The sequence below is a fragment of the Deinococcus seoulensis genome (assembly GCF_014648115.1).
Lineage (GTDB): Bacteria > Deinococcota > Deinococci > Deinococcales > Deinococcaceae > Deinococcus > Deinococcus seoulensis.
Window position 1 is genome coordinate 1 of record NZ_BMQM01000019.1, and the last position, 24,344, is coordinate 24,344.

The 24,344-nt window shown below is 69.8% G+C and carries 21 protein-coding genes; 11 read left to right on the plus strand and 10 right to left on the minus strand.

Annotated features, from left to right (window positions below):
* Positions 1-171 precede the first annotated feature (171 nt).
* Together sdaAB and IEY70_RS13455 are read right to left on the minus strand one after the other, a co-directional pair.
* A complete protein-coding gene (gene sdaAB / locus IEY70_RS13450; protein ID WP_189065546.1) occupies positions 172-837 on the minus strand; it encodes an L-serine ammonia-lyase, iron-sulfur-dependent subunit beta in 666 nt (221 codons plus the stop codon).
* A complete protein-coding gene (locus IEY70_RS13455; RefSeq protein WP_189065547.1) occupies positions 834-2,114 on the minus strand; it encodes a lycopene cyclase family protein in 1,281 nt (426 codons plus the stop codon). Before IEY70_RS13455 ends, sdaAB begins: the two co-directional genes overlap by 4 nt.
* A gap of 144 nt (positions 2,115-2,258) precedes the next feature.
* Here IEY70_RS13455 and IEY70_RS13460 point away from each other — a divergent pair, with 144 nt between their 5' ends.
* Genes IEY70_RS13460 through IEY70_RS13470 form a run of 3 tightly spaced genes read left to right on the plus strand, consistent with a single transcriptional unit; the run spans position 2,259 to position 4,048 of the window.
* Entirely contained in the window at positions 2,259-3,167 is a 909-nt protein-coding gene (locus IEY70_RS13460) for an alpha/beta hydrolase (protein WP_189065548.1), read from the plus strand.
* Between the two features lie 45 nt (positions 3,168-3,212).
* A complete protein-coding gene (locus tag IEY70_RS13465; RefSeq protein ID WP_189065549.1) occupies positions 3,213-3,590 on the plus strand; it encodes a hypothetical protein in 378 nt (125 codons plus the stop codon).
* Complete coding sequence (locus IEY70_RS13470) at positions 3,587-4,048, plus strand: inorganic pyrophosphatase (protein WP_189065550.1); 462 nt, start codon at positions 3,587-3,589, stop codon at positions 4,046-4,048. The genes IEY70_RS13465 and IEY70_RS13470 overlap by 4 nt, the downstream gene beginning before the upstream one ends.
* A gap of 12 nt (positions 4,049-4,060) precedes the next feature.
* Here the strand turns inward: IEY70_RS13470 and IEY70_RS13475 are convergent, their stop codons facing one another.
* The 3 genes from IEY70_RS13475 to IEY70_RS13485 all read right to left on the minus strand — a co-directional run bounded on the left by IEY70_RS13475 (position 4,061) and on the right by IEY70_RS13485 (position 7,438).
* A complete protein-coding gene (locus tag IEY70_RS13475; RefSeq protein ID WP_189065551.1) occupies positions 4,061-4,957 on the minus strand; it encodes an alpha/beta fold hydrolase in 897 nt (298 codons plus the stop codon).
* Between the two features lie 157 nt (positions 4,958-5,114).
* Entirely contained in the window at positions 5,115-5,828 is a 714-nt protein-coding gene (locus tag IEY70_RS13480) for a response regulator (protein ID WP_189065552.1), read from the minus strand.
* Complete coding sequence (locus IEY70_RS13485; RefSeq protein ID WP_189099140.1) at positions 5,825-7,438, minus strand: ATP-binding protein; 1,614 nt, start codon at positions 7,436-7,438, stop codon at positions 5,825-5,827. Before IEY70_RS13485 ends, IEY70_RS13480 begins: the two co-directional genes overlap by 4 nt.
* 208 nt (positions 7,439-7,646) lie before the next feature.
* On the opposite strand from IEY70_RS13485, the gene IEY70_RS13490 reads away from it, so the two are divergent.
* The 3 genes from IEY70_RS13490 (at position 7,647) to IEY70_RS13500 (ending at position 10,737) form a co-directional block, all read left to right on the plus strand.
* Positions 7,647-8,597, plus strand: coding sequence for a Bug family tripartite tricarboxylate transporter substrate binding protein (locus IEY70_RS13490; RefSeq protein WP_189065554.1), 951 nt, complete (start codon positions 7,647-7,649; stop codon positions 8,595-8,597).
* Between the two features lie 113 nt (positions 8,598-8,710).
* The gene (locus tag IEY70_RS13495) at positions 8,711-9,247 is read left to right on the plus strand and encodes a tripartite tricarboxylate transporter TctB family protein (RefSeq protein WP_189065555.1); all 537 of its coding nucleotides are present in this window, start codon (positions 8,711-8,713) and stop codon (positions 9,245-9,247) included.
* Positions 9,247-10,737, plus strand: a complete 1,491-nt coding sequence (locus IEY70_RS13500; RefSeq protein ID WP_189065556.1) for a tripartite tricarboxylate transporter permease — start codon at positions 9,247-9,249, stop codon at positions 10,735-10,737. The genes IEY70_RS13495 and IEY70_RS13500 overlap by 1 nt, the downstream gene beginning before the upstream one ends.
* Before the next feature lie 61 nt (positions 10,738-10,798).
* Here IEY70_RS13500 and sodA read toward each other — a convergent pair whose 3' ends face one another.
* Positions 10,799-11,422, minus strand: a complete 624-nt coding sequence (gene sodA, locus IEY70_RS13505; RefSeq protein ID WP_189065557.1) for a superoxide dismutase [Mn] — start codon at positions 11,420-11,422, stop codon at positions 10,799-10,801.
* A 209-nt stretch (positions 11,423-11,631) separates the two neighbouring features.
* On the opposite strand from sodA, the gene IEY70_RS13510 reads away from it, so the two are divergent.
* On the plus strand, positions 11,632-13,326 hold the full coding sequence (locus IEY70_RS13510) for a chloride channel protein (protein WP_189065558.1): 1,695 nt from the start codon (positions 11,632-11,634) through the stop codon (positions 13,324-13,326).
* A gap of 108 nt (positions 13,327-13,434) precedes the next feature.
* Entirely contained in the window at positions 13,435-14,667 is a 1,233-nt protein-coding gene (locus tag IEY70_RS13515; RefSeq protein WP_373290788.1) for an MFS transporter, read from the plus strand.
* 183 nt (positions 14,668-14,850) lie between these two features.
* On the opposite strand, the gene IEY70_RS13520 is transcribed toward IEY70_RS13515, so the two are convergent.
* Positions 14,851-15,678, minus strand: coding sequence for an amino acid ABC transporter ATP-binding protein (locus tag IEY70_RS13520; protein WP_308425258.1), 828 nt, complete (start codon positions 15,676-15,678; stop codon positions 14,851-14,853).
* A 255-nt stretch (positions 15,679-15,933) separates the two neighbouring features.
* Here IEY70_RS13520 and IEY70_RS13525 point away from each other — a divergent pair, with 255 nt between their 5' ends.
* The 3 genes from IEY70_RS13525 to IEY70_RS13535 all read left to right on the plus strand — a co-directional run bounded on the left by IEY70_RS13525 (position 15,934) and on the right by IEY70_RS13535 (position 20,582).
* Positions 15,934-16,902, plus strand: a complete 969-nt coding sequence (locus tag IEY70_RS13525) for a TAXI family TRAP transporter solute-binding subunit (RefSeq protein ID WP_189065560.1) — start codon at positions 15,934-15,936, stop codon at positions 16,900-16,902.
* 148 nt (positions 16,903-17,050) lie between these two features.
* Positions 17,051-19,207, plus strand: coding sequence for a TRAP transporter permease (locus tag IEY70_RS13530; RefSeq protein WP_189065561.1), 2,157 nt, complete (start codon positions 17,051-17,053; stop codon positions 19,205-19,207).
* Between the two features lie 196 nt (positions 19,208-19,403).
* On the plus strand, positions 19,404-20,582 hold the full coding sequence (locus tag IEY70_RS13535; protein WP_189065562.1) for an AI-2E family transporter: 1,179 nt from the start codon (positions 19,404-19,406) through the stop codon (positions 20,580-20,582).
* A gap of 206 nt (positions 20,583-20,788) precedes the next feature.
* Here IEY70_RS13535 and IEY70_RS13540 read toward each other — a convergent pair whose 3' ends face one another.
* The 3 genes from IEY70_RS13540 to IEY70_RS13550 all read right to left on the minus strand — a co-directional run bounded on the left by IEY70_RS13540 (position 20,789) and on the right by IEY70_RS13550 (position 24,027).
* Positions 20,789-21,580 (minus strand): amino acid ABC transporter permease, encoded by a 792-nt coding sequence (locus IEY70_RS13540; protein WP_189065563.1) that lies wholly within the window; start codon positions 21,578-21,580, stop codon positions 20,789-20,791.
* A 240-nt stretch (positions 21,581-21,820) separates the two neighbouring features.
* Entirely contained in the window at positions 21,821-22,579 is a 759-nt protein-coding gene (locus IEY70_RS13545; protein ID WP_189065564.1) for an ABC transporter substrate-binding protein, read from the minus strand.
* Between the two features lie 275 nt (positions 22,580-22,854).
* On the minus strand, positions 22,855-24,027 hold the full coding sequence (locus IEY70_RS13550; RefSeq protein ID WP_189065565.1) for an ABC transporter ATP-binding protein: 1,173 nt from the start codon (positions 24,025-24,027) through the stop codon (positions 22,855-22,857).
* Positions 24,028-24,344: the final 317 nt, after the last annotated feature.

Sequence of the window (24,344 nt, forward strand, 5' to 3'; positions counted from 1 at the left end):
TCTTCCGAAATCTCAATGCGCCGATGGGAACGGGCCATGCCCAAGTCTACTTCTTTGGTGCGTTGTACTTAGATAAACCGCGCGGAGCGCGTAGCAGAAGAAGTACGTTGAAGCGGGAATGGAGAGATTCCGGCGCTTTCCCGGAATCTCGCAATGGTAGCTTCAACGTACTTAGCCGTCCATCAGTTTGGGCAGCATCCGCACCCAGTTCACGTCGGGCCAACGGTTCAGGAACGCCAGCGCCTCGGGGCTCAGGGCCTGATCGAGTTCAATGGCCAGCAGCGCCTGCCCGCCGCGCGTGTCGCGGGTGCAGGTCAGGGTGGCGATGTTCACGCCGTCGGCGGCGATGGTGCTGGCGATACGGGCGATCATGCCGACCGCGTCGTGGTAGCGCAGCAGTGCGGTGGGACTGGCGGCGCTGAAGTTCACGCCGAGGCCCTGCACCTGCGCGACCTGGATCACGCCGCCGCCCGTGCTGCTGCCCTGCACGGTCACGGCCTGCCTGTCGCCCTTCACGGCGATCCGGGCGGTGTTGGGGTGCACGTCGCCCAGGTCCGTATCGCGGAATTCGAAGGTCAGTCCGGCCTCCTGCGCCTGCGCGAAGGCGTGCGGGAGGCGCTGGTCGTCGGGGGCCATGCCCAGCAGTCCGGCGATCAGCGCGAGGTGCGTGCCGTGCCCGCGCCCAGTCTTGGCGAACGAGGCGTGCAGGTCGATGACCGCGCCGCGCGGCGCCTCGCCCAGCAGGTGGTGCGCGACCAGTCCCAGGCGGCACGCGCCCGCCGTGTGGCTGCTGCTGGGGCCGATCATGACGGGGCCGATCATGTCCAGGAGGCTCATGCGGTCAGTGTACGCGCGGCGGCGTTCAGGGCGTGCAGGCTGGTCCCGGCGTGCCGCAGGGCGGCGCGGGCCAGCGGAAGGCGCACGTGGACGGGCGCGTGCGCGAACAGCCGCAGCATGGTGCGCGCCAGCGGGCCGGGCGGCGTGCGCGGGTCCAGGAAGGCGTGCCAGCGCGCGGGCGGCAGCGCGAAGAACGCCGCGAAGAACGCGGGCAGCGCGCGCGGCGGCAGGTTCAGCAGGGCCTGCACGCCCAGCAGATGCACGGCGCGGGCGGCGCGGCGCTCCGGGGGCCACAGGGCGTCCCAGCCGGCCCGCGTGGGGTCACGCCCGTCCCGCAGCGCCCCGGCAATGGCGTCGGCGAGGGTGGGGGCGTCCCGCAGCGCGCCCGCCACCTGAAAGCCGCTGATCGGGTGAACCATCCCGGCTGCCGCCCCGAAGGCCAGCACGCCGTCCGGGGCGGGGGGCGCGGTGTTCATCGGGAACGACACCCACTCCTCGCTGAGGACCTCGCGCGCAGGGGTGCCCTGGGCGTGCAGGCGGGCGTGCAGACGGGCCTCCAGGGTCTGGCGGGTGGGGGCGGGCCGGGCGATCAGGCTGGTTTCCTCCACGAAGTAACGGTCGCCGCCCAGGTGCATGGCGTACAGGAAGGTGGGGGTATCCCCCGGTCCGTGCGGGGCGCGGTAGTCCATCCAGACGGCCGCGCCGGGCGCGCTGGGCGGCCGGTCGAAGGTCGCCACGATCCCGAACGCGGTCTGGAGGGCCGCGCCGTCCGGGTGGCGGTCCGGTTGCCGCAGCAGCGCGGGCCGGTGCCCGCTGGCGTCGATGACCACGCGGGCCTCCCAGCGGGCGGGCTGGCCGTCCCGGGTGCCCTGCACGGTCCAGCCGCCGTCCGTGCGGGCGGCCCCATTCACCCTCTCAGCGCCGTCCACCCGCGCGGCCGTGAGGGTCAGCCCCGGCCCGGCCCGGCCCAGCAGCGCGGCGCGCAGGGCCGTGTTGTCCAGCAGGGTGTACGGGCGCAGCAGCGGCGTGGGCTGCGGCCCGGTGTGCACGCGCACGTCCGCCCAGGTGTGCGCCGCGCAGGCCTGCGCCCAGCCGGGCAGGTCGCCATGCCACGCGCCGTACGTGGCGGGGAACGGGGCGTGCGGGTGGGGGTCGGTCACGCGGACGCTCAGGCCGCGCGCGGTCAGTTCGGCGGCCAGGGCCAGTCCGGCGGGGCCAGCGCCGACGATCAGGGCGTCCGTGGGCGGCCCGGACAGGAGGGGGGCGTCGGCGGTCATCTGGGCCGCAGGCTAGCGCGGCCCGGCCCGGCCCGAGTGTGCGCCCGCACCCGCCCTGGCGGCGGGCGTCCATCAAGGCCTCCTAAGGGCCGAGTGTGCCCCGGCACGCAGCAGTCCGCGCGGGCGGGACTCTAGCCTGCGCGGATGAACGCTTCCCCCCACCCTCCCCGCGCCTCCCGCCGCCCCGCTGTCCGCCGCCTGATCCTCGGGGCGGGCGCGCTGGCCCTGGGCCTGTCCCTGGCCGCCTGCTCACGTGACGGCGCGCAGGGCTTCCTGAACAACGTGATCAGCACGGGTGGCCTGAGCGTTAAACGCGACGTGTCGTACGGCCCGGACGCCCGCAACGTCATGGACATCTACGCGCCGCAGAACGCGGCAGGCGCGCCGGTCGTGCTGTTCATCCACGGCGGCTCCTGGCAGGGCGGCGACAAGGACGGCCACAAGTTCGTCGGGGAATCCCTGGCGCGCGCCGGGTACGTGACGGGCGTCATGAGTTACCGCCTCGCGCCGCAGAACGTGTACCCGTCGTACGTGCAGGACGCCGCGCAGGCCCTGAAAGTGCTGCGCGCCGACGCCAGGACCTTCGGCGGCAACCCCGACAACCTGTTCGTGATGGGCCACTCGGCCGGGGGATTCAACGCCGTCGAGATGGTCGACAACGCCCGCTGGCTGACCGAGGTGAACGTGCCGGTCGGCAGCATCCGGGGCGTGATCGGCGTGGCCGGGCCGTACTCCTTCGACTTCCGGTCGTTCCAGTCGGCGGTCGCGTTCCCGAAGGATGCCACGCCCGCCGAGGTCATGCCGGACCGCCACGTGCGCGCCGACGCGCCCCCGCACCTGCTGCTGGTCGCGCAGAACGACGACACGGTCGAGGCGTACAACGGCGTGAACATGGAACGCGCCCTGCGCGCGGCGGGCGTGCCGGTGGAACTGAAGGTGCTGCCGCGCGTGGGGCACATCACGATCATCGCGGCCATGGCCCGGCCGCTGACGTTCCTGGGCGACACGCGCGCGCAGGTCATCCGCTTCATCGAGGACCACCGCCTGAAGTGATCCGCCAGCAGTCCGGCGGGACGGGCGGGACGGTAGATTGGGCGCATGGTCCGCCCTGCCCTGCTCCTCGTTGCCCTGGCGTGCGCGCCGCTGCTGGGCGGCTGCCGTTACACGTTCGTGCCACTGATTCCCGCTCAGGTGAACGTGGACCTGCCGGTACGCCTCACGAACGCCACGCTGGAACGGCGTGGCGAGACCCTGAACCTCTCGGCGCAGGTGGACGGCCGTTTCGAGCCGGGCTTCCTGACTGTCCGCTGGTTCGACGGTGGGCGACTGCTGGGCAGCGACAGCGTGTACCTGGACGGCGCGCAGCGCGCCGCGACCTTCAGGTGGGCGGCCGCGCAGCCCGGCACGTACCGCGCGGTCCTGTCGTTCGGTGGGACGGTGCTGAGGCAGGTCGAACTGTACGAGGTCGCGCCGTGAGTGCCGCCAGCACGGGCACCTGGGACGGCGTGATCGAGTGGACCGCCGGTACCCGCGAGCGCTTCATCTGGCGCGGCGGGCAGCTCGAACCGCTCAGGACCGAGGCGTGGAAGGCACCCGTCAATTACGGCTGCGTGCCCGGCACCCTGAATCCCGCCGACGACGCCGAGGTGGACGCCGTGTGGCTGGGCGGCCCGCTGCCGGTCGGGACGCGCCTCAGGCTGGCCCCGGCGGGTCTGCTGCACCTGCTCGACGGGGATCACAAGGTGATCTTCGACGCGCGCCCGGCCGCGCCCGGCACGCCGCTGGACCCGGCGGCGGTGCAGGCGCTGCTGGACTGGTTCCCGCCGGACCGGGGCGCCCGGCTGCTGCCCGCCAGCGAGGCCGCCGCGTGGCTGGCCGACCGCCGCACACTCCCTGAAGAAGGGGCAACTGGAGAAGGCTCCGACCCGCGCTGAGCCGGGGCGAGGTCAGGGCTGCGCGAGCGGCTGGGCAGGCTGCGCGGACGGCAGGGCGGGTTCCCAGGCCTGCACGACCCGGGTCAGGCGGGCGTTCACCCAGGCCAGCGCGTCGCTGTGGGGCGTCGTGACGGCGCTGTGGTCCTCGCGGGACGACACGAACAGTTGCAGGCCCTGGCGGGTGCCGTCCAGGCGGGTGTTGCCGCTCAGGTCGAACAGGTAGTTCACGGGCAGACCGCCGGTGCCGCTGCGGGCCGGGTAGCGTTTGCTCTGCACTTCGAGGTTCACGGTCACGTTGGGCCACACGACGTCCTTGATGTTGCGGCGCGCGCCGTTCACCTGAATCTGGTCGCAGGCTTCGAGCAGGCTGGGCGTCTGGTCCCGGCCGCGCAGCAGCGTCCAGAAATCGCTGCGCCAGCCGACGCAGATGGCGTCCAGGTCGACCTGCACGTCGAAGGTCACGTCCGGGTTCACGCGGGTCAGGTGGTGCAGCCACACGGCGCCCTGCGAGTGCCCCAGCAGCACCAGCCGGGGCGGTCGGGGGCCGCGCAGCCAGGGTTTGATGGCGTTCAGGTCGGCCTGTACCGCGGCGTACCCGCGCTGGTCGGCGCTGATGAACGGTGACCGGAACTGCGCGGCCGGGTGGCTGGCGTACCCGCTGACCTGCACGTTCAGGCCGCGCGCGGCGAACACGTCGGCCAGGGCGTCCAGCGTGCCGCGCGCGGACAGGTAGTCCACGTTGTCGCGCGGGGCGAGGCAGGGGGGGCTGCACCGGCCGGACACGGCCAGGATGACCACGTCGGGCGGCGGACCTGCCGGGTTCAGGAGCGGCGTGCGCGCGGCCTGCGGCGTGAACCGTGGGGCGCACGCCGTGAGAATCAGCAGCAGAAGCAGGGGCAGGGCGCGCATTCGCCTCTCAGTGTAGGAGCCGGGCGGGCCGGGCAGGTAAGCGCACGGTCAGCGCGGCCTGAAGGCCCTGGCGGGAGGCGGCTGGTCAGGGCATGTCGCCGGTCGTCAGGGCTGGTCGTCAGCACGGGTCGTCAGCACCGGTTGTCAGCACCGATTGTCAGGGCTGCTCGTCCGGCGGGCCGCTGGGGCGGTACAGCTTGGCGGGGCGGCCCGCCTGCCCGTACTGGTGGTCCAGGCGGGCGGCGCCGCTGCGCACGAGGTACTCCAGGTACCGCCACGCAGTCACGCGGCTGAGGCTGACCTGCTCGCCGATGTCCTCGGCACTGACGGGGTGCGGGGCGCCGTGCAGGGCCTGCGCCACGCGCTCCAGGGTGTTCGGGTCGATGCCGCGCGGCAGGCTGGGCAGGGTCGGGCCGAGGCCCAGCAGGCGGTCCAGGCGGCCCTGGTCCAGGCGACCGGCGTCGGCAGGGTGCGGGGCGTGATGGCGGGCGCGGTGGCGGGCGAGCAGGTCGTTCAGGCGCGCGCCGGTGAACGGTTTGATCAGGTAGTCGAACGCGCCGTGCGCGAGGGCCAGTCGCACGCTGGCCTCGTCGTCGGCGGCGGTGATCAGGGCCACGTCGGTGGTCAGGCCCTGGGTGCGCCAGTGGCGCAGCAGGCCCAGGCCGCTGCCGTCGGGCAGGTGCACGTCCAGCAGGATCAGGTCGGGGCTCAGGGCGCGGGCCAGGGCGTCGGCCTGGGCGCAGGTGGCGGCGCTGCCGACCACGTGCACGTCCGGGTCGCGTTCCAGCAGTTCGCGGTTCACGCGGGCGACGCGCAGGTCGTCCTCGACCAGCAGGACTCGGGTGGGGGCGGGCGCGGCGGCTGGGTTCATGGGGTCTCTCCGGCGGGGTGTGGGGTGGGGGCGCGCGGCGCTGGGCGCAGGGGTGCGGGCAGCGGCAGGCTCAGCAGGAACACGGTCCGTCCGTCCCGGCGGGTGTGGCGCAGTTCGCCGCCCAGGGCGTGCAGGCGCACGGTCACGCCGTGCAGGCCGTAGCCGCGGCCCTCGCCCTTGCTGCTCACGCCGCGCCCGTACAGCCGCGCGTCCAGGTGGGGGGGCACGCCGGGGCCGCTGTCCTCGACCTCGATCTGCATGCCTTCCGGGTCCTCGCCGATCAGGACCGTGACCTGTCCGGGCTGGCCGCCCAGCGCCTCGAAGGCGTTCTGGGTGAGGTTTCCGACGGCGCTGACCAGCGTGTCCGCGTGCCGTTCCCACTGCGGTCCCAGGCTGCTGCCCTCGGCCACCTGGAAGTCGATGCCGAGTTCCTGCGCCCGCTCGCGTTTCCCGGCCAGCAGCGCGACCAGTCGGGGCACCTGCACGTCGCGCAGCAGTTGCCGGAACTGGGAGTCGGCGTGAATTTCGGCGTTCAGGACGCGCAGGGCTTCCTCGCCCCGCCCGAGTTGCAGCAGGCCCGACAGGACGTGCAGGCGGTTCTGGTACTCGTGCGTCTGGGCGCGCAGGACGTCCACGAACCCGCGTGCGTGCGTGAGTTCCTCGGCCAGCGCCAGCGCCTCGGCCCGGTCCCGGAAGCCCGCCACGAACCCGCCGCTGTCCAGCGGTTCGAGGTTCACCAGGACCGGCTGGCCGCGCAGGGTCAGTTCGAGGTTCTGGTGGCGGCCCGGCGCGCCGGGGTCGGTCAGGCGGGCCAGTTCCGGCCACAGTTGCGCCAGCGGGGCGTGGTCGGCGCGGCCCAGCATGCTCGCGGCGCGGTCGCTGCTGAGCGTGACCTGCCCGGCGGCGTTCACGGCCAGCACGCCCTCGCGCAGCGCGGCCAGCACGGCCCGCTGCTCGCTGACCAGCGCGGCGATCTGTTCGGGTTCCAGGTTCAGGATCTCGGCCCGCAGGCGCCGCGCGGCCCACACGGCCCCCAGGGTGCCCAGCGCCAGCGCCAGCACGAACCACGGCAGCAGGCTGACGAGCGCGCCCAGCACCAGGTGCCACACCTGCGGCATCAGGTACCCGGTGCTGACCACGCCCACGACCTGCCCGCCGCGCACGCCGCCCGCCCAGATGGGCACCTTGCCGCGCACGCTCAGGCCCAGGCTGCCGCGCGCCACGCTCACGACCTCCTGCCCGGCCAGCGGCAGGGCGTTGTCGCCGCCTTCCATGGGGCGGCCCAGCCGTTCGGGCAGCGGGTGCGCCAGCCGCACGCCACGCCGGTCCCCGACCACGATGAAGTCGGCTTCGGCCTCGGCGCGCAGGGCGTTCACGCGGGCGTTCAGGGTGGCGTCCGGGACGGCGCGGGTCGCTCCGGCGATCACGTCCGGCAGGCGCGACACGATGCGGCTGGCGGTCAGGGCGCGTTCGCCCAGGCGTTCGCGGGCCTCGCCGTACAGTTGCGCGGTCTGCACGGCGACCAGCAGCAGCGTCATGGCGCACAGCACCAGCAGGTGCAGCCGCACGAGGCGGCCCTGCAGGTCAGGGCGTCGGGAGAACACGGGCATGGGTACCGGCCCTGATTCTAGGGGGCGGGCCGGGGCGGGGCCGGTTGTGTTCATTCTGTTCACGCGCGTGCGTTCCGTTCGCGAAGAATACCGTGCTGCACGCAACAAACGCCTTGCAGTGAAGGGCGCATGAGGGTAGGGTGACCGGGTACTCACAACCCAGACCGGCTGCCCGACCGAGCGGCAGCCCACCCCCCGGAGGTTCACCATGAACGTGAAAACTGCTGCCCTTGCCCTGTCCGCCCTGCTGGGCGCCGCCACTCCCGCCGCCGCGCAGAACCTGAACCTGCGCGTCATGGCGCCCGCCAGCCCCGGCGGCGGCTGGGACCAGACCAGCCGCGCCATTCAGACCGTCATGCAGGACGAGGGCATCGCCAAGCCCGTGCAGGTGTTCAACGTGCCCGGCGCGGGCGGCACCATCGGGCTGGCGCAGCTGTACAACAGCAAGGGCGACGGCAACCTGCTGATGACCATGGGCCTCGTGATGGTCGGCGCCATCCAGACGAACTCCTCGAAGGTGGACCTGAGCCGCGTGACGCCCATCGCCCGCCTGACCGGCGAGTACGAGGTCATCGTGGTGCCCGCCAGCAGCCCCTACAAGACGCTGGGCGACCTTGCAGCCGCCTGGAAGGCGAACAACGCCCTGGCCTTCGCCGGGGGCAGCGCCGGGGGCACCGATCACATGCTGGTCGGCCTGTTCGCCAAGGCGGCGGGCGTGGACACGAAGAAGATGAACTACGTGCCGTTCAGCGGCGGCGGCGAGACCCTGGCGGCCGTGCTGGGCAACCAGGTCGCGGCGGGCGTCGCCGGTTACGGCGAGTTCGAGGCGCAGATCAAGGCCGGGAAACTGCGCGCCCTGGGCATCAGCGCGCCCAAGGCGCAGGCCGGGATTCCGGTGCCCACCATGAAATCGCAGGGCTTCAACGTGGACCTCGCCAACTGGCGCGGCATCGTCGCCCCTCCCGGCATCAGCGGCAGCCAGAAGGCCACTCTGGTCAGCGCCATGGACAAACTGCACACCAGCAAGGCCTGGAAGGACACCCTCAAGACCCGTAACTGGACGGACCTGTACATGAGCGGCAGCCGATTCGACGTGTTCCTGAAACTCGAAGCGGTCCGCACCCGCGAGATCCTGAAAGACATCGGCCTTGTCAAATAACGCCAAGTAACACCGACTTTTTCAGCGGTCCGGGCGGCGGCGAGTTTCCTTCGCCCCGCCCGGCTTGCTGTGCCTGCTTCCTTTATCCATGGTCTCCACACGAGGTTCGATTCATGTCTGATTCCACCGTCCCCCCCATCCCACCTGCTCCTGCGGCCCCTTCCGCGCGGCCCGGCCTGAGCGTCCCGGACCTGCTGGTCGCGCTGGGCGTCGTCCTGCTGGGCGCGCTGCTGCTGGCCGGCACGCTGCGGATTCCGTTCGGGATCAACGCGGTGGTCGGCCCGCGCGTGTTCCCGCTGATCGTGTCGGTCGGAACGCTCGTGCTGGGCGTCCTGCTGACCGTGAACGTCCTGCGTGGCGGCCGGGCCGAACCGGCCGCCGAGGAGGACACCGACCCGGACGCCCAGCCGGACCTGCGCCAGCCGGGCATCATCCTGGGTGGGTTCCTGCTGGGCGCGGCGCTGCTGCAACCGCTGGGGTTCGTGCTCGGCACGGCCATCATGTACTTCAGTGTGGGCTTCGCGTTCGGTGAGCGGCGCCTGCCCCTGCTGGGCGGCGTGGCGCTGGCCGTGGCGCTCGTCACGTACGTGGTGTTCACGCGCGGCCTGGGCCTGACCCTGCCGCCCGGCGTTCTGAACGGGGTGCTGTGATGGACGCCGTCACCTCCCTGCTGGCGGGCTTCGAGACGGCCCTGACGCCCCTGAACCTGCTGTGGGCGCTGATCGGCGTGACGCTGGGCACCCTGGTGGGCGTGCTGCCCGGCATCGGCCCGGCCCTGACGGTCGCGCTGCTGCTGCCCGTCACGGCGCAACTGCCGCCCGTGAGTGCGTTCATCATGTTCGCCGGGATCTACTACGGCGGCATGTTCGGCGGCAGCACCACCAGCATCCTGCTGAACACGCCCGGCGAGAGCAGTTCGATCATCACGGCGCTCGAAGGCAACAAGATGGCCCGCAAGGGGCGTGCGGCCGCCGCTCTGGCCACGGCCGCCATCGGGTCGTTCGTGGCCGGCACCATCGGCACGATCCTGCTGACCTTCGCCGCGCCCGCCATTGCCAACGTGGCTGTCATGATTCCGCCCAGCGCCAAGTTCGCGCTGATCATGCTGGCGTTCGTGACCATCAGCGCCACCTTCGGCGCGTCCCCGCTGCGCGGCCTGATCAGCCTGTTCTTCGGCCTGACCATCGGGCTGGTCGGCACGGACCTGCAGAGCGGGCAGGCGCGCTTCACGCTGGGCCGCCCGGAACTGCTCGACGGCATCGAGTTCGTCACGGTCGTGATCGGCCTGTTCGCCGTGGGTGAAACGCTGTTCGTCGCCAGCCGCCTGCGCAAGGACAAGGCCAGTGTGATCAAGCTGGACGGCAACGCCAGCATGACCCGTGAAGACTGGCGGCGCTCCTGGAAACCCTGGCTGCGCGGCACGGCGCTGGGCTTCCCGTTCGGCGCGATTCCCGCCGGCGGCGCCGAGATTCCCACGTTCCTGTCGTACACCCTGGAACGCCGCCTGAGCAAACACCCGGAAGAGTTCGGCAAGGGCGCCATCGAGGGCGTCGCCGGGCCGGAAGCCGCGAACAACGCCAGTGCGGCGGGCGTGCTCGTGCCGCTGCTGACGCTGGGCCTGCCCACCAGCGCCACCGCCGCCATCCTGCTGGCCGCGTTCCAGCAGTACGGCCTGCAACCGGGGCCGCTGCTGTTCGTCACGAACGGCGACCTCGTGTGGGGATTGATCGCCAGCCTGTACATCGGGAACGTCATGCTGCTCGCCCTGAACCTGCCGCTGGCCCCCGTCTGGGCACGGCTGCTGCTGATTCCCCGCCCGTTCCTGTACGCCGGGATTCTGGTCTTTTCCACGGTCGGCGTGTACTCCCTGAACAACTCGGTGTTCGACCTGATCCTGCTCGCCATCTTCGGCGTGATCGGGTACGGCATGCGCCGCTTCGACTTCCCGGTCACGCCCGCCATCATCGGCGTGATCCTGGGGCCGGTCGCCGAGAGTCAGTTCCGCACGGCGTTGCAGCAGAGTAACGGCAACCCCGCCATCTTCCTGCAGAGCCCGCTGACGGTGTTCATCCTGCTGACCGTCCTGGCTGCCCTGATCGTCCCGGCTGTCCTGAAGGCCCGCGCGGCCCGCCGGGTCTGATCAAGTCAGAAAGCGCCCCCGACCGTGATGGCCGGGGGCGCTTTCTGCTGCTTTGTGGGGGTTACTTCGCGGCGGTGTAGCGGCGCGCGACTTCGTCCCAGTTCACGACGTTCCAGAAGGCCTTCAGGTAGTCCGGGCGCTTGTTCTGGTAGTTCAGGTAGTAGGCGTGTTCCCACACGTCCACGCCCAGGATGGGGGTGCCGCTGACGCCGGCGACGGCCTCGCCCATCAGGGGGCTGTCCTGGTTGGCGGTGCTCACGACGGCCAGCGCGCCGTCCTTGACGACCAGCCACGCCCAGCCGCTGCCGAAGCGGGTCTTGGCGGCGTCCTCGAACTTCTCCTTGAAGGCGTCGAAGGAACCGAAGGCGGCGTTGATGGCGTCTGCCAGTTCACCGGCCGGTTGCCCGCTGCCCTGGGGGCCCATGACGGTCCAGAACAGGCTGTGGTTGGCGTGGCCGCCGGCGTTGTTGCGCAGCGCGCCTTTCTTGTCGGCGGGCACCTGATCGAGTTTGGTGATCAGTTCCTCGACACTCAGGCTGGCGAACTCGGTGCCTTCGAGGGCCTTGTTCGCGTTGTCCACGTACGCCTGGTGGTGCTTGGTGTGGTGGATTTCCATGGTGCGCGCGTCGATGTGGGGTTCGAGGGCGTCGTAGGCGTAGGGCAGCTGGGGAAGTTCGTAGGCCATGATGAGCTCCTTTACAGGCCGGGTGGGCGGTCCCGCACGGTGCGGGCCGTTCCCGGCGACCGCTGTGTATCTTACGCGCCGCCGCGCCGCCGCGTGGAGGCCTGGCGGGTTAAGGCGGAGTTCATGTTGCCCGGGGCGGGCGGTCCGGCGCGGCCCACCTGCGTCCAGGCGCGTGCCGGGATCAGGCAAATGCTCTAGCATGCGGGGCAATGCGTTCTCCTCTGCCCCGCGCCGTCCTCAACCGCCTGGAAACCGGGCGGCTGGTGGTGCTCAGCGTGCTGCTGGGCGCGCTGGTCGGGGGTCTGAGCATCATCCTGCGCCTGACCCTGGACGCCGCCGTGCGGCTGGGCACGCTGATCACGGATTACGCGCCGCCCGGCACGACCGGCGAGGGCGGCCTGATGATGGCGTTCGGCACGGCCGCCCCGTGGGGGCTGCTGGCGTTGCCGCTGCTGGGCGCGCTGTACGCGTGGCTGGTCCCGGCCCGCACGGGCGACCCGCTGACGCAACTGGTGCGCGGCTACCACGCGCGCGGGCAGTGGCCGGGGCCGCTGGTGCAGGTGCGGACGCTCGCGGCGACCCTGCTGGCGTACGGGTCGGGCCTGCTGGTCGGGCGGGACTCGGCGTTCACCATGACCGGGCAGCTGGGTGCACGCCTGATGCAGCGCGTCACCCGCCTGGACGCCGTCGAGGCCCGCACCCTGACCCTGGCGGGCGCGGCGGCGGCGCTGGGCGCGGTGCTGCACGCGCCACTGGCCGCGGCGGTCCTGATTGCCGAGGTGCTGTACCGCCGCTTCGAGTTCGAGTTCGAGGTGGTCATGCCGTGCGTGCTGGCGGCCGTGGCCGGAACGGCCGTGTACGGACTGGCGTTCGGGTTCGCGCCGCTGCTGGCCTTCCCGGACGTGCAGGTTCCGGCCAGCGCGCAGTTCCCGGCGTTCCTGCTGGTGGCGCTGGCAGCCACGCTGCTGGGCTGGCTGTCGCTGCTGGCCTGCCGGGTGGTGCCGGAGGCGTGGTCCGAGGGGCGGTTCCGGCCGCTGCTGGGCCTGATCTTCGGGGGCGTGACGGCCGCCGCCGCCGTGTTCAGCACCCCGGCGGTGCTGGGTGACGGGAGCGGCTGGGTGCAGCTGGGCGCCGCCGGGTTCATGGGCGCCGAGGGTCTGGGGCAGAGTGCGTGGCGCTGGTTGCTGCTGGCGCTCGGCACGCAGATCGCGCTGGGCGGCGGGGTGCTGCCGTCCGTGGGGGTGGGCGGCCTGCTGGGCGCGGGCCTGAGCAGCCTGCTGGGCGTGGATACCGCGACCGGCAGCATGGTGGGGGCCGTGGCGTTCCTGACCGTCACGCTGAACGTCCCGCTGGCCGCCGCGCTGCTGGCCGTCGCGTGGGGGGGCGAGACGCTGCTGCCCATGGCGCTGGTCGCCAGTGGCGTGGCGCACGTCCTGAGCGGTACCAGCGGCATCCTGCCGTCGCAACTCCAGGCGCGCCGGGACAGCGCCGTGCACGCCGGTCCCGCGTGGCTGCCGGACACCGTGCGCTTCATTCCGCGCCGCCCCACGCCGGGTCTGCCGGGCGTGCCCTTCGACGCCCCGCAGGACACCACCCAGGCGCAGGCAGGGCAGGCGCAGCCGGGGCAGGAGCAGGGCGACCTGCCACTGGACGGCGACCTGCTGCCCGCCCCGACCGCCGAGCGTGAACTGTACCGCCGGGCCGTCCCGCCGGGCTGGCGTGGCGCTCGCCTGAACATCCTGAGCCTCCCGCCGGGCGTGGAGGTCGTCGGGATCATCCGGGACGGCTCGGTGCGCCTGCCGCGCCCGGAACTGCGCCTGACCGCGCAGGACGAACTGGTGTTCCTGGCCCGCCCGGAGGCGTACAGCGCCCTGGAAGGCATCCTGCGTCTGCCCGGCAGCTGACGCGCTGACGGGCACGGGAGCTGACGGGCACGGGAGCTGTCCGGTCATGCGGAACTGCTGGCGGCCACGCCGGTAGCCGGGCGGCGCGCGGCGCGGATAATGCCGCTCATGACGCCCTCCCCTGCCCGCCCCTGGGACCGTAACGAGCGGCTGGGCATCCTGAACGGCTGGGCGGTGTTCACCGGGGACGGGTTCCTGAACGTGTCGGTGGTCGTGGTGGGCTTCGCGTCACGGCTGGGCGCGCCGAACTGGGTGATCGGGCTGCTGCCGGCCATCGCGGCCGGCGGGTGGATGCTGCCGCAACTGCTGGTGGCCGCGCGGGTGCGCAGCCTGCCGTTCAAGTTGCCGGTGTACCGCTCGGCGGCGCTCGTGCGGACCAGCACGTACGTGGCGATGGTCCTGATCGCGGCCCTGCTGACAGGCAACCCGGCGCTGTGCCTGGCGCTGTTCGTGCTGGCCATGCTGGTCAATGCCCTGGCGTCCGGCGTGTCGGGCCTGCCGTTCCTGGAGGTGGTCAGCAAGACGGTACCGTCCGCGCGCCGCCCGCGTTTTTTCGGAACGCGCAACCTGTACGGCGGCCTGCTGGCGTTCGGGGCGGGCCTGCTGGTCCGCTGGATTCTGGCGTCGGACCTGCCGTTCCCACTGAATTACGCGCTGATCTTCGCGCTGGGCACGGCGGCGTTCACGTTCGGGTACTGGGTGTTCGGACTGGTCACCGAGCCTGCCGATCCGCCCCTGGCGCGGCAGGGCACCCGCGCGGAGTTCCGCGCCATTCCGGACACGCTGCGCGACCCGCACTTCCGGGCGTTCCTGACGGTGCGCCTGCTGCTGGCCGCCGCCAGCATGAGCGAACCGTTCTTCGCCGTGAACGCCCTGCGGGAACTGAACTATCCGGCCGCGACGCTGGGCGTGTTCGTGATGGCCCTGACCGGCGCGGCCCCCCTGTCGAACGTGGTGTGGCAGCGCGTGGCCGAACGCAAAGGTTCGCGGCGCATCATCCGCTACGCCAGCGTGTTCTACGGCCTAGCGCCGCTGTACGCCATCGCGGTCGGCGTGCTGGGCCTGGGCGCCTGGGCGTACCTGGGGGTGTTCGTGCTGTCCAGCGTCGCCACGCAGGGCTTCAACCTGGGGCACACCAACCACCTGCTGAACATCGCGCCCGAGGATGCCCGCAGCCGCTACATCGGCACGCTGAACACCCTGGTCGGCGCGGCCCTGTTCACCCCGGTGATCGGGGGACTGCTGGCCGACCGGGTCGGGTACGCGCCCGTGTTCGCAGTCAGCGGCGTGCTGTGCGCCGCCGCGTGGTGGCAGTGCGGGAAACTGCGCCGCGACGCGTGACGGCGCTGTATGCAAGTGGCGCTGCGTGTCAGTGGTGCTGCGTGTGTCATACGGATTCCGTTTGTTTCGCCCTCCACCCGGAAGGGCGCCGGATTGCCAGCTCCACGCCCGGAACCCGCTCGGCTCCTACTCGCGTCCGCTCGGATTGAACCGGCTTTGCAGCCCATTCAATCGGAGTCCGTGTCAGTGGCCCAGGATCTTGCTGAGGAACTGCTTGGCGCGGTCGTGCTGCGGGTTCTGGTAGAAGTTCTCGGGGGTGGTGTCCTCGACGATGTTGCCCTGGTCGAAGAACAGGATGCGGTCGGCGACCTCGCGCGCGAAGCCCATCTCGTGCGTGACGACCAGCATGGTCATGCCGCTCAGGGCCAGTTCCTTCATGACGTCCAGCACTTCCTTGATCATCTCGGGGTCCAGGGCGCTGGTGGGTTCGTCGAACAGCATCACCTTGGGGTCCATGGCCAGGGCGCGGGCGATTGCCACGCGCTGCTGCTGCCCGCCGCTCAGTTGCGCCGGGTACTTGTGCGCCTGCTCCTCGATGCCCACGCGGCGCAGCAGGTCCAGGCCGCGCCTGTCGGCGTCTGCCCTGGTGGCCTTGCGGACGCGGGTGGGAGCCAGGGTGATGTTCTCCAGGACGGTCAGGTGCGGGAACAGGTTGAACGACTGGAAGACCATGCCGACCTCGCGGCGGATGGCGTCCAGGTTGCCCCTGCCGTTCAGGGGGATGCCGTCCACGGTGATGCTGCCGCCGTCGTGCGCGTCAAGGGCGTTGATGGTGCGGATGAAGGTGCTCTTGCCGCTGCCTGACGGCCCGATGATGACCACGACCTCGCCGGGCTGCACGGTCAGGTTCACGCCGCGCAGCGCGTGGAAGCTCCCGAAGTGCTTGTGCACGTTCTGCGCGTCGATGATGGGCGGTCCGTCCTTCTGCCCGGCACGCGCGCGGGTCTGACCGGGCAGGGGGGCCGGGCCGGCAGCTTCTTTACTGAGGGACGGGGAGGAGGGGTGCGTCATCCCGGCAGTCTACCGTTCACCTGCCGCGCGTGGCAGGGGCGGGCCGGGGGCATTCCTCCTCGGCGCCGGGGTTACGAATTCAGGCTGCGGGGGTTTCGTTCGTAAGGTTGCTGACCGCGCCGCGAAACCCGCCGGGGAAGCGCTGGGAGGCCGCCGGGTCAGCTGCTCATCATGAGCACATGCTACGATAGCCTCTATTCTCACTTACGGTTCAGGCTGCCCGCAGGGTGCCGGACCTTTCAGACAGGAGTTCCCATGAAGAAAAGCACCCGTCAGCTGACCGCTGTTCTCGTTCTCGGTACCGCCGCCGCCGCCCTCGCCCAGGGCACCACCTTCCTGACCATCGGGTCGGGCAGCACCACCGGCGTGTACTTCCCGGTCGCGACCGGCATGGCCAAGATGCTCAACGATGCGGGCAGCGGCGTGCGCGCCAACGCCCGCTCCACCGGCGGCAGCGTGTTCAACGTGAACGCCATCGCCAGCGGCGAACTCGACGCGGCCGTCGCGCAGAACGACGTCGTGTACTACGCGTACAAGGGCACGGGCCTCCAGGCGTTCCAGGGCAAGGCGAACAGCAAACTGCGCACCATGGCCGTCCTGTACCCCGAAGTGCTGCACGTCGTGGCCCGCAAGGACAGCGGCATCAAGACCATCGCGGACCTGAAAGGCAAGCGCGTGGTCATCGGTGACCTGGGCTCCGGCACCGAACTGACCGCCAAGCAGGTCATGGAAGCGTACGGCCTGGGCTTCGACGACCTGGGGCAGGCGCTGCGCGTGTCGCCCAGCCAGGGCATCAGCCTGATGCAGGACAAGCGCGCCGACGCGCTGTTCTACACCGTGGGCGTGGGCGCCAGCGCCATCGCGCAGATCGCGCAGACGGTGGACGTGAACATGGTCCCGGTCAGCGGCAACCAGGCCAGCAGCCTGCTCAAGAAGTACCCCTTCTACGTGCGGTACAACATTCCCGCCAAGAGCTACAAGGGCGTGGGCGCGACCGTGCCCAGCGTCGCCGTGCAGGCCACCCTGGTCACCAGCACCGCCATGAGCGAGGACGCCATCTACAAGGCCATGAAGGGCATCTTCGACAACGAGGCCGACCTGAAGGGCATTCACCCCAGCCTCGCCACCAACTTCAGTTACGCCAAGGCCGTCAAGGGCATTCCCGCGCCGCTGCACCCGGGCGCCGTGAAGTTCTTCAAGGAAAAAGGCCTGAACGTCAAGTAAGTGCAGGCACGCCGGTCCGGGGCGAAACGTCCTGAACCGGTACAGTCGGGGCCAGCCGTGGAATGATCGGGCTGGCCCCACCCGTTGATGTCCGGACGCACGCCGTTCCTGTTCAGGGCCGCTGCCGCCCAAGGAGACCCCCCCACCCATGAGTGATCCCACCAGACCCATCAGTTCAGACCCGACCCTGACACCGCCCGGCACCGAGATGACCGACGGCGAGCGCCGCGCCATCGAGATGGTCGAGGCGGCCGAGACGGGCGGCCGGAAACTTCAGGGCGCGCAGAAGTGGCTGGTGACGCTGCTGGCCGTCGCGTGGTGCCTGTACCAGATGTACGCCGCGCAGGTCGGGAACATCGACACGCTGACGCTGCGCGCCACGCACCTGTCGTTCGCGTTCGCGCTGGCGTACCTGGTGTTCCCGTTCCGCAAGACGCCGGGCCGCCCGCAGACGCGCGTGCCCTGGTACGACTGGATTCTGGGCGTCGGCGCGACCGCCACGGCCATCTACCTGATCGCGCAGTACCCGCAGATCGCGACCGTGCAGGGCGGCGTCCTGACCAGCACGGACGTGTGGGTGGGCAGCGGCATGGTGCTCCTGCTGATGCTGGCCGCGTGGCGCACCATCGGGATTGCCATGCCGATCGTGGCGGGCGTGTTCATGCTGTACGCCCTGACCGGCCCGCGCGGCCTGATCCGGGGCGACCTGGGACCGCAACTGCAACTGCACGCCGGGCAGACGTGGCCGCAGGTGGTGGGGCAACTGTTCGCGAACACCGAGGGGATCTTCGGGACGGCCATCGGCGTCAGCGCGCAGATCGTGTTCCTGTTCGTGCTGTTCGGCGCGATTTTCGACAAGCTGGGGGCCGGCGAGTGGTTCATGAACGTCGCGCAGGGCCTGCTGGGCGGGTTCCGGGGTGGTCCGGCCAAGGCCAGCGTGCTGAGCAGCGCCCTGAACGGCATCATCTCGGGTTCGGCGGTCAGTAACGTCGTGACCGGCGGGAACATCACCATCGGCACCATGAAACGCGTGGGGTACAGCGCCGAGAAGGCCGGTGCGATCGAGGTCGCCAGCTCCAGCAACGGCCAGCTGATGCCGCCCGTGATGGGCGCGGCGGCGTTCATCATGGCGCAGAACCTGAACATCGAGTACCGCAGTCTGATCCTGGCGGCGGCCATCCCGGCGTTCCTGTGTTACGGGGCGCTGCTGGTCGTCACGCACATCGAGGCGCTGAAACTGAACCTGCGGGGCCTGCCGAAAAGCGAGTTGCCGCGCGTGCGACAGACACTGCTGTCCGGCTGGTACTACCTGCTGCCGCTGGGGTACCTGATCGGCACGCTGACCATCAACCCGGACGCCACGCCGGAACGCGTGGCGCTGAACACCATCTTCGTGATGATGGTCATGATGTTCGTGCAGGAAGCCTTCTTCGCCGCGCGTGACGGTCGCGGCCCGGGCCGGGGCCTGCTGGACGGCGGCCGCAAACTGATCGAGGCTTTCGAGAGCGGCGCGCGGTCCATGATCGGCATTGCCATTGCCACGGCCGCCGCCGGGATCATCGTGGGCATCGTGACCATCACGGGCCTGGGCTTCGGACTGGCAGACATCGTGCAGCTGGCCAGCGACGGCGTGCGCTCCCTGATGGCCTTCGCGGGGCCGCAGGTGGCGACGTTCGCGTCCGTGCTGGTGGTGCTGTTCATGGCGCAGCTGATCGCCCTGATTCTGGGCATGGGTCTGCCCACCACCGCGAACTACATCCTGATGAGCGCCCTGATCGTCCCGATCATCGCGAAGGTCGCGGGCCTGGATACCAGCAACCCGGCGCAGATGCTGCCCGTGCACATGTTCGTGTTCTACTTCGGGATCATGGCCGACAGCACGCCCCCGGTGGCGCTGGCGGCGTTCGCGGCGGCCGCCATCAGCGGCGGGAACCCGGTCGCGACCGGCGTGCAGGCCTTCAAGTACGAGCTGCGCACCGCGCTGCTGGCGTACATGATGTTCTTCAACCCGCAGCTGCTGCTGATCGCGAACGGCCGCCTGAACGGGGTGCCGTTCGGGGAGGCGGTCTTCATGGTGATCTTCGCGTTCATCGGGCTGGTGGCGTTCAGCGCGGCCACCATGCGCTTCCTGCACCGCAAGACCAACCCCGTGCAGATGCTGCTGCTGCTGATCGCGTCGTTCATTCTGATCATTCCCACGCACCTGCTGATCAACCTGGGTGCCCTGGGACTGATCGCGCTGGTGTACTTCTGGCAGAAAGCGGGCAGCCGCTCCGAGCCGCCCGCCACCCTCAGTCCCGCCTGAGCGGCCCTGCCGGCTTCACGTCCGGCAGCCCGCTTTCTCTCCTGCTCGCATCCGCTCGGACCCAACGGGCTTTGCAGCCCATTCAATCGGCGTCCGTATGAGATCAGGATTCCCTGAAGGAACACCCAAGCTTTAACGCCCCGGACCACGCATCCGGGGCATTTCGCGCGGCGCGGCGCGGTGTCAGGATGATGGCGTGAACGCACCCCGCTCCATTCCCCCACCACCACCGGACCGTCCTGACTGGCGCGCCGCGCGCGACGTGCCGCACCTGCTGCGGATCCTGTGGGCGCAGCCGCCCGTGCGCCTGATCGCGTACCTGCTGCTGCTGCTGGCCGCGCTGCGGGCACTGATGTGGGGCTCACAACTGCTGGCCAGCGTGACCGTGACCGTCATCGCCGCGTACGGACTGGCGTTCCTGGCGAACCCGCTGCTGGCGTGGCTGGAAAGCCGCCGCGTGAGCCGCATGGTGGGCGTGCTGCTGCTGCTGGTCGTGACGATCGCCCTCACGACACTGCTGGTCATGACGGTCAGTTCGCAGGTGACCGGACTGATCAACGGCATCCCGGATCTCGCGCGGAACCTCAAAGACATCACCAGTTCAGGCCTGGACCGCCTGGACAGCGTCAAGGGCGCCGAGGGCATCAAGGACAGCCTCTCGAAGTACATCGACGAGCAGACCACCAACCTGACCACCAACACCGGCCCGCTGCTGGAGCGACTGGTGAACGCCGGGCCGGACGTGCTGGGCACCCTGAGCAGCCTGCTGGGCTGGCTGGGGCAACTGGGGTTCATCGTGACGCTCGCCATGTACTTCATGCTGGATTACGACCGGGCGGGCCGCAGCGTCCTGTCGGTCTTCCCGCGCCGCTGGCAACCCACGCTACTGCGCCTGTCGGACGACGTGAGCAGCAGCTTCGGCGGGTTCCTGCGCGGGCAACTGCTGCTGATGCTCAGCACCGCCGTCCTGGCCACGGCAGGCCTGATGGCACTGAACGTCCCGAACGCAGTGGCGCTGGGCCTGCTGAGCGGCCTGCTGAGCATCGTGCCGTACGTGGGCATCGTCGTGGCGGCGGCCATCCCCATGCTGCTGGCCATCTCGCAGGGTGCGCTGACGGTCGGGCTGGTCGCGGCGCTGTACTTCATCATCAATCAGGTGCAGGGGAACGTGCTGGGGCCACTGATCATGGGCCGCACCATGCGCCTGAGCCCGGCCGCCATCCTGATCGCGCTGCTGGTCGGACTGGCCGTCGCCGGGGTGCCCGGCGCGATCCTGGCCGTGCCACTGACCACGCTGTTCAAACGCTGGCTGAAACGCTACTGGATGACCACGCCCGCCTACCGGGGCGGCGGCAGCATCGACTCGGGGCAGTAACCGGGGCTTCATACGGATTCCGTTTATTTCGTTGACAGCTCGGAAAAGCATCAGGTTGCCGACTCCACGCCCGGAACCCGCCTTGCTCCCGCTCGAACCCAGCGGTCTTTGCAGCCCATTCAATCGGAGTCCGTACGAGCAGCACCACAGAAAACAGGCACCGGACGCGCGTTACGTCCGGTGCCTTGCTGTCCTGCGAGGTTCGTTCAGCGGGTGGCGATCTTCACGCGGCGTTCCAGCTGATCGGTGAAGAAGGTCATCACGGTCGTCAGGGACAGGTACACGGCCCCGACGGTCGTCAGGACCGGCACCGGCAGGAAGCTCTCGCTGCTGACCCGCTGCCCGGCCAGCGTGAGTTCCAGCAGCGCGATGCTGGACGCCAGCGAGGAGTCCTTGAGCAGCGCCACGAGGTTGTTCACCAGGGGCGGCACGACCAGCCGCAGCGCCTGCGGCAGCACGACTGTCTGCATGGTCTGCGCGCCACTCAGGCCCAGACTGCGGGCCGCTTCGGTCTGCCCGCGCGGAATGGCCAGAATCCCGGCGCGGATCACCTCGGCGTTGTACGCGCCGACGTTCAGGGCCAGCGCGATCACGGCCGACCAGAATTCGTTCAGTTGCACGTTCAGGCCGATACTTTTCAGGATGGGCGGCAGGGCGTTGTACACGAACAGAATCTGAATCAGTAGGGGCGTCCCGCGAATCAACCACACGAACAGGTTGGCGGGCGCACGAACCAACCATGACGTGCTGGTCTTCTGAATGCCCGCCACCACACCGATGATCAGGCCGATCAATCCACTGACGACCGTGAGTTTCAGCGTGATCTGCGCGCCCTCCACGAACAGGTCGGCGCGCGGCCCGATCGGATCGGGCATCTGCCGCAGGATCACCGTGATCAGGTAGAACAGCAGCAGGAACGCGGCGGCCGCGCCGACCAGCCACAGCAGGATCGCGCCCGGCCCGAGCGGCTGGTTCCGGGGCGTGGCAGGAGCGGTCAAGGGAGCCTCCGGGCGGGCAGGTCAGGTGAAAAAAGCGAGCTGATGTGCATTTGAAAGATAATGGCACACCCGCCAGGGCAGTTGAACCTGCGCGTCAGGACAGCGCAGGCCCCCCCGTTCAGGAAGGGGCCTGCGTGCCGCCGCAGACAGTGGCTCAGGATAGATGGCTCATACGGACTGCGTCCCACTCGCTCCGCTCGGATTGAATGGCGTGCAAAGCCATTCAATTCGGAGTCCGTATCAGTTGCGGCAGCGGACGTCCGTGCCGAAGTACTGGCCGCTCAGTTTGGCGTACGTGCCGTCGCTCTGGCTCTTGGCGAGCGCGGCGTTCAGTTCTTTCAGCAGGCCCGCGTTGCCTTTCTTGACGGCCATGCCGATGCTCTCGTTGAACAGCAGGCTCCCGGCGACCAGTTTGCCCTTCTGGGCTTTCACGAGGTCCAGGCCCGTGAACTTGTCGCCGACCCAGGCGTCCACGCGGCCCGCCATCAGCGCGGCCTGCGCGTCAGTGTCCTTGGGGAAGGTCTTGACGTCCTTCACGCCGGGGACCTTGCGCACGTTGTCCAGGTAGGTGGTGCCGACCTGCACGGCCACGGTCTTGCCTTTCAGGTCGGCGGCCGTCTTGGGGCCACCGACGCGGCTGACGATCGCGCCGCCCGTGCAGTAGTGCGGGTTGCTGAAGTCCACGGCCTTGGCCCGTTCGGGCGTGATGCCGTGGCTGGCGATCACGAAGTCGTAGCGGTCCTGCTGCAACCCGATCAGCAGGCTGTCGAAGGGCTGCGTGACCCACTGGACTTTCAGGCCCAGCTGCTTGGCGAGCTGGTTGGCGAGGTCAACCTCGAAGCCGGTCAGTTCCTTGCCTTTCAGGAGGTTGAAGGGCGGGAAGGCGCCCTCGGTGGCGATCTTGATGGTGCCGGATTTCTTGATGTCTTCCCAGGAGCGGGCCTGTGCGGTCGTGGCGAGCAGGGCCAGGGCGGTCAGGGTCAGCAGTGCTTTTTTCATGGGAACTCCTTGTCCGGTACTGGGACTGTCGGCCTGGGGCAGGCAGGGCAGTCGAGTGCGTCCAGTGGTGGGTGCCTGAGTCTAGCGCCGCATGAAGGTCAGGTAAACACCTGCCGTGGGGATGCCTGCCCGTCAGGTTCAGATCATGAAGGTGTTGCGGGCAGGACCAACGCGGCAGGCCGGGTGCAGGTGCCGCGCAGGGCAGCAGCGGCAGACGGAAGAACGCGCCGCCGGTACATGACCGGACGGCGCGTGCTCAGCAGAGCGGGGTGGGGTCAGTCGGCGCTGACGGCGTGGGCGTACTCGTAGCCGAGGCCGGGGGTGTCGGCCTGACCGCGCGTACCGGCGGGCGTGCCACGGTCGATGGCGGCCTCGCTGGTGGTGTCGAAGGCGTGCATGCGGGTCTGGTCGATCAGCAGTTCGATGGGATCGCCGGGCAGCACGGTGGCCTGTCCCTCGACCTTCACGGTCAGGTGCTGGCCGTTCACGTCGACGATCAGGTCGGTCTGCGCGCCCAGCGGCTCGACGACCACGACCTGCCCTTTCAGGACGTTGGTGCCGTGCGGCAGGTCGGTCATGCCGACCACACCGACGTGCTCGGGGCGGATGCCCATGAACACGTCCTTGCCCTCGTGCGCCTTGACGCTCTGCGCGAGGCGGCCCATCGGGGCCACGCGGTTCTGGCCGATCACGAACTCGCCGTTCTGGATCTTGGCGGTCACGAAGTTCATGCTGGGGCTGCCGATGAAGCCGGCCACGAACTTGTTCTGCGGGAAGTCGTACAGGTTCATGGGCGTGTCCACCTGCATGATCACGCCGTCGCGCATGACGACGATGCGGTTGCCGAGCGTCATGGCCTCGACCTGATCGTGCGTCACGTAGACGATGGTGGCGCCCAGGCGGCGGTGCAGCTGGCTGATCTGCGAGCGCATCTCGACGCGCAGTTTGGCGTCCAGGTTGGAGAGCGGCTCGTCCATCAGGAAGACTTTCGGCTCACGGACGATGGCGCGGCCCATCGCGACGCGCTGACGCTGACCGCCGGACAGTTCCTTGGGTTTGCGGCCCAGCAGGTGCTCCATCTGGAGGATCTTGGCGGCTTCACGCACGCGCTTGTCGATCTCGTCCTTGGGCGTCTTACGGAGCTTCAGGCCGAACGCCATGTTGTCGTACACGTTCATGTGCGGGTACAGGGCGTAGTTCTGGAACACCATGGCGATGTCGCGGTCCTTGGGCGGCACGTCGTTCACGACGCGGTCGCCGATCTTCAGGATGCCGTCACTGATGTCTTCGAGGCCGGCGATCATGCGCAGCGTGGTGGACTTCCCGCAGCCGGACGGCCCGACGAAGACCATGAATTCACGGTCCTGGATGTGCAGGTTGAAGTCCTTCACCGCGTGGTGCTTGCTGCCGTAACGCTTGTTGATGTGCTCGAGGATGACTTCTGCCATGGTGTGCCTACCTTTGCCCCTACTCTTACCCGCGAGTGGCCCAACGCCCGTGAACTCGGGGTTGGAGATCGGGTAACCGGGGTGCATGAACGAGAATGCCCGGGGTTTACGCTGACGCCTTGCTGACAGCTTGCAGTTTACCACGCCGTCCTGGCGTTGCCACTCCCGGTCCGGGGGAAGTACAGACAGTGACCCGCCCCCAGGCCCGAGCGGCGTGGCCGGACGGACGGTTGGGAGCGGGTCAGGGACGACGGTTCCGGAACACCGGTCAGGTCATACGGACTCCGTCTGTTCCGTTGACAACCCGGAAGGGCGCC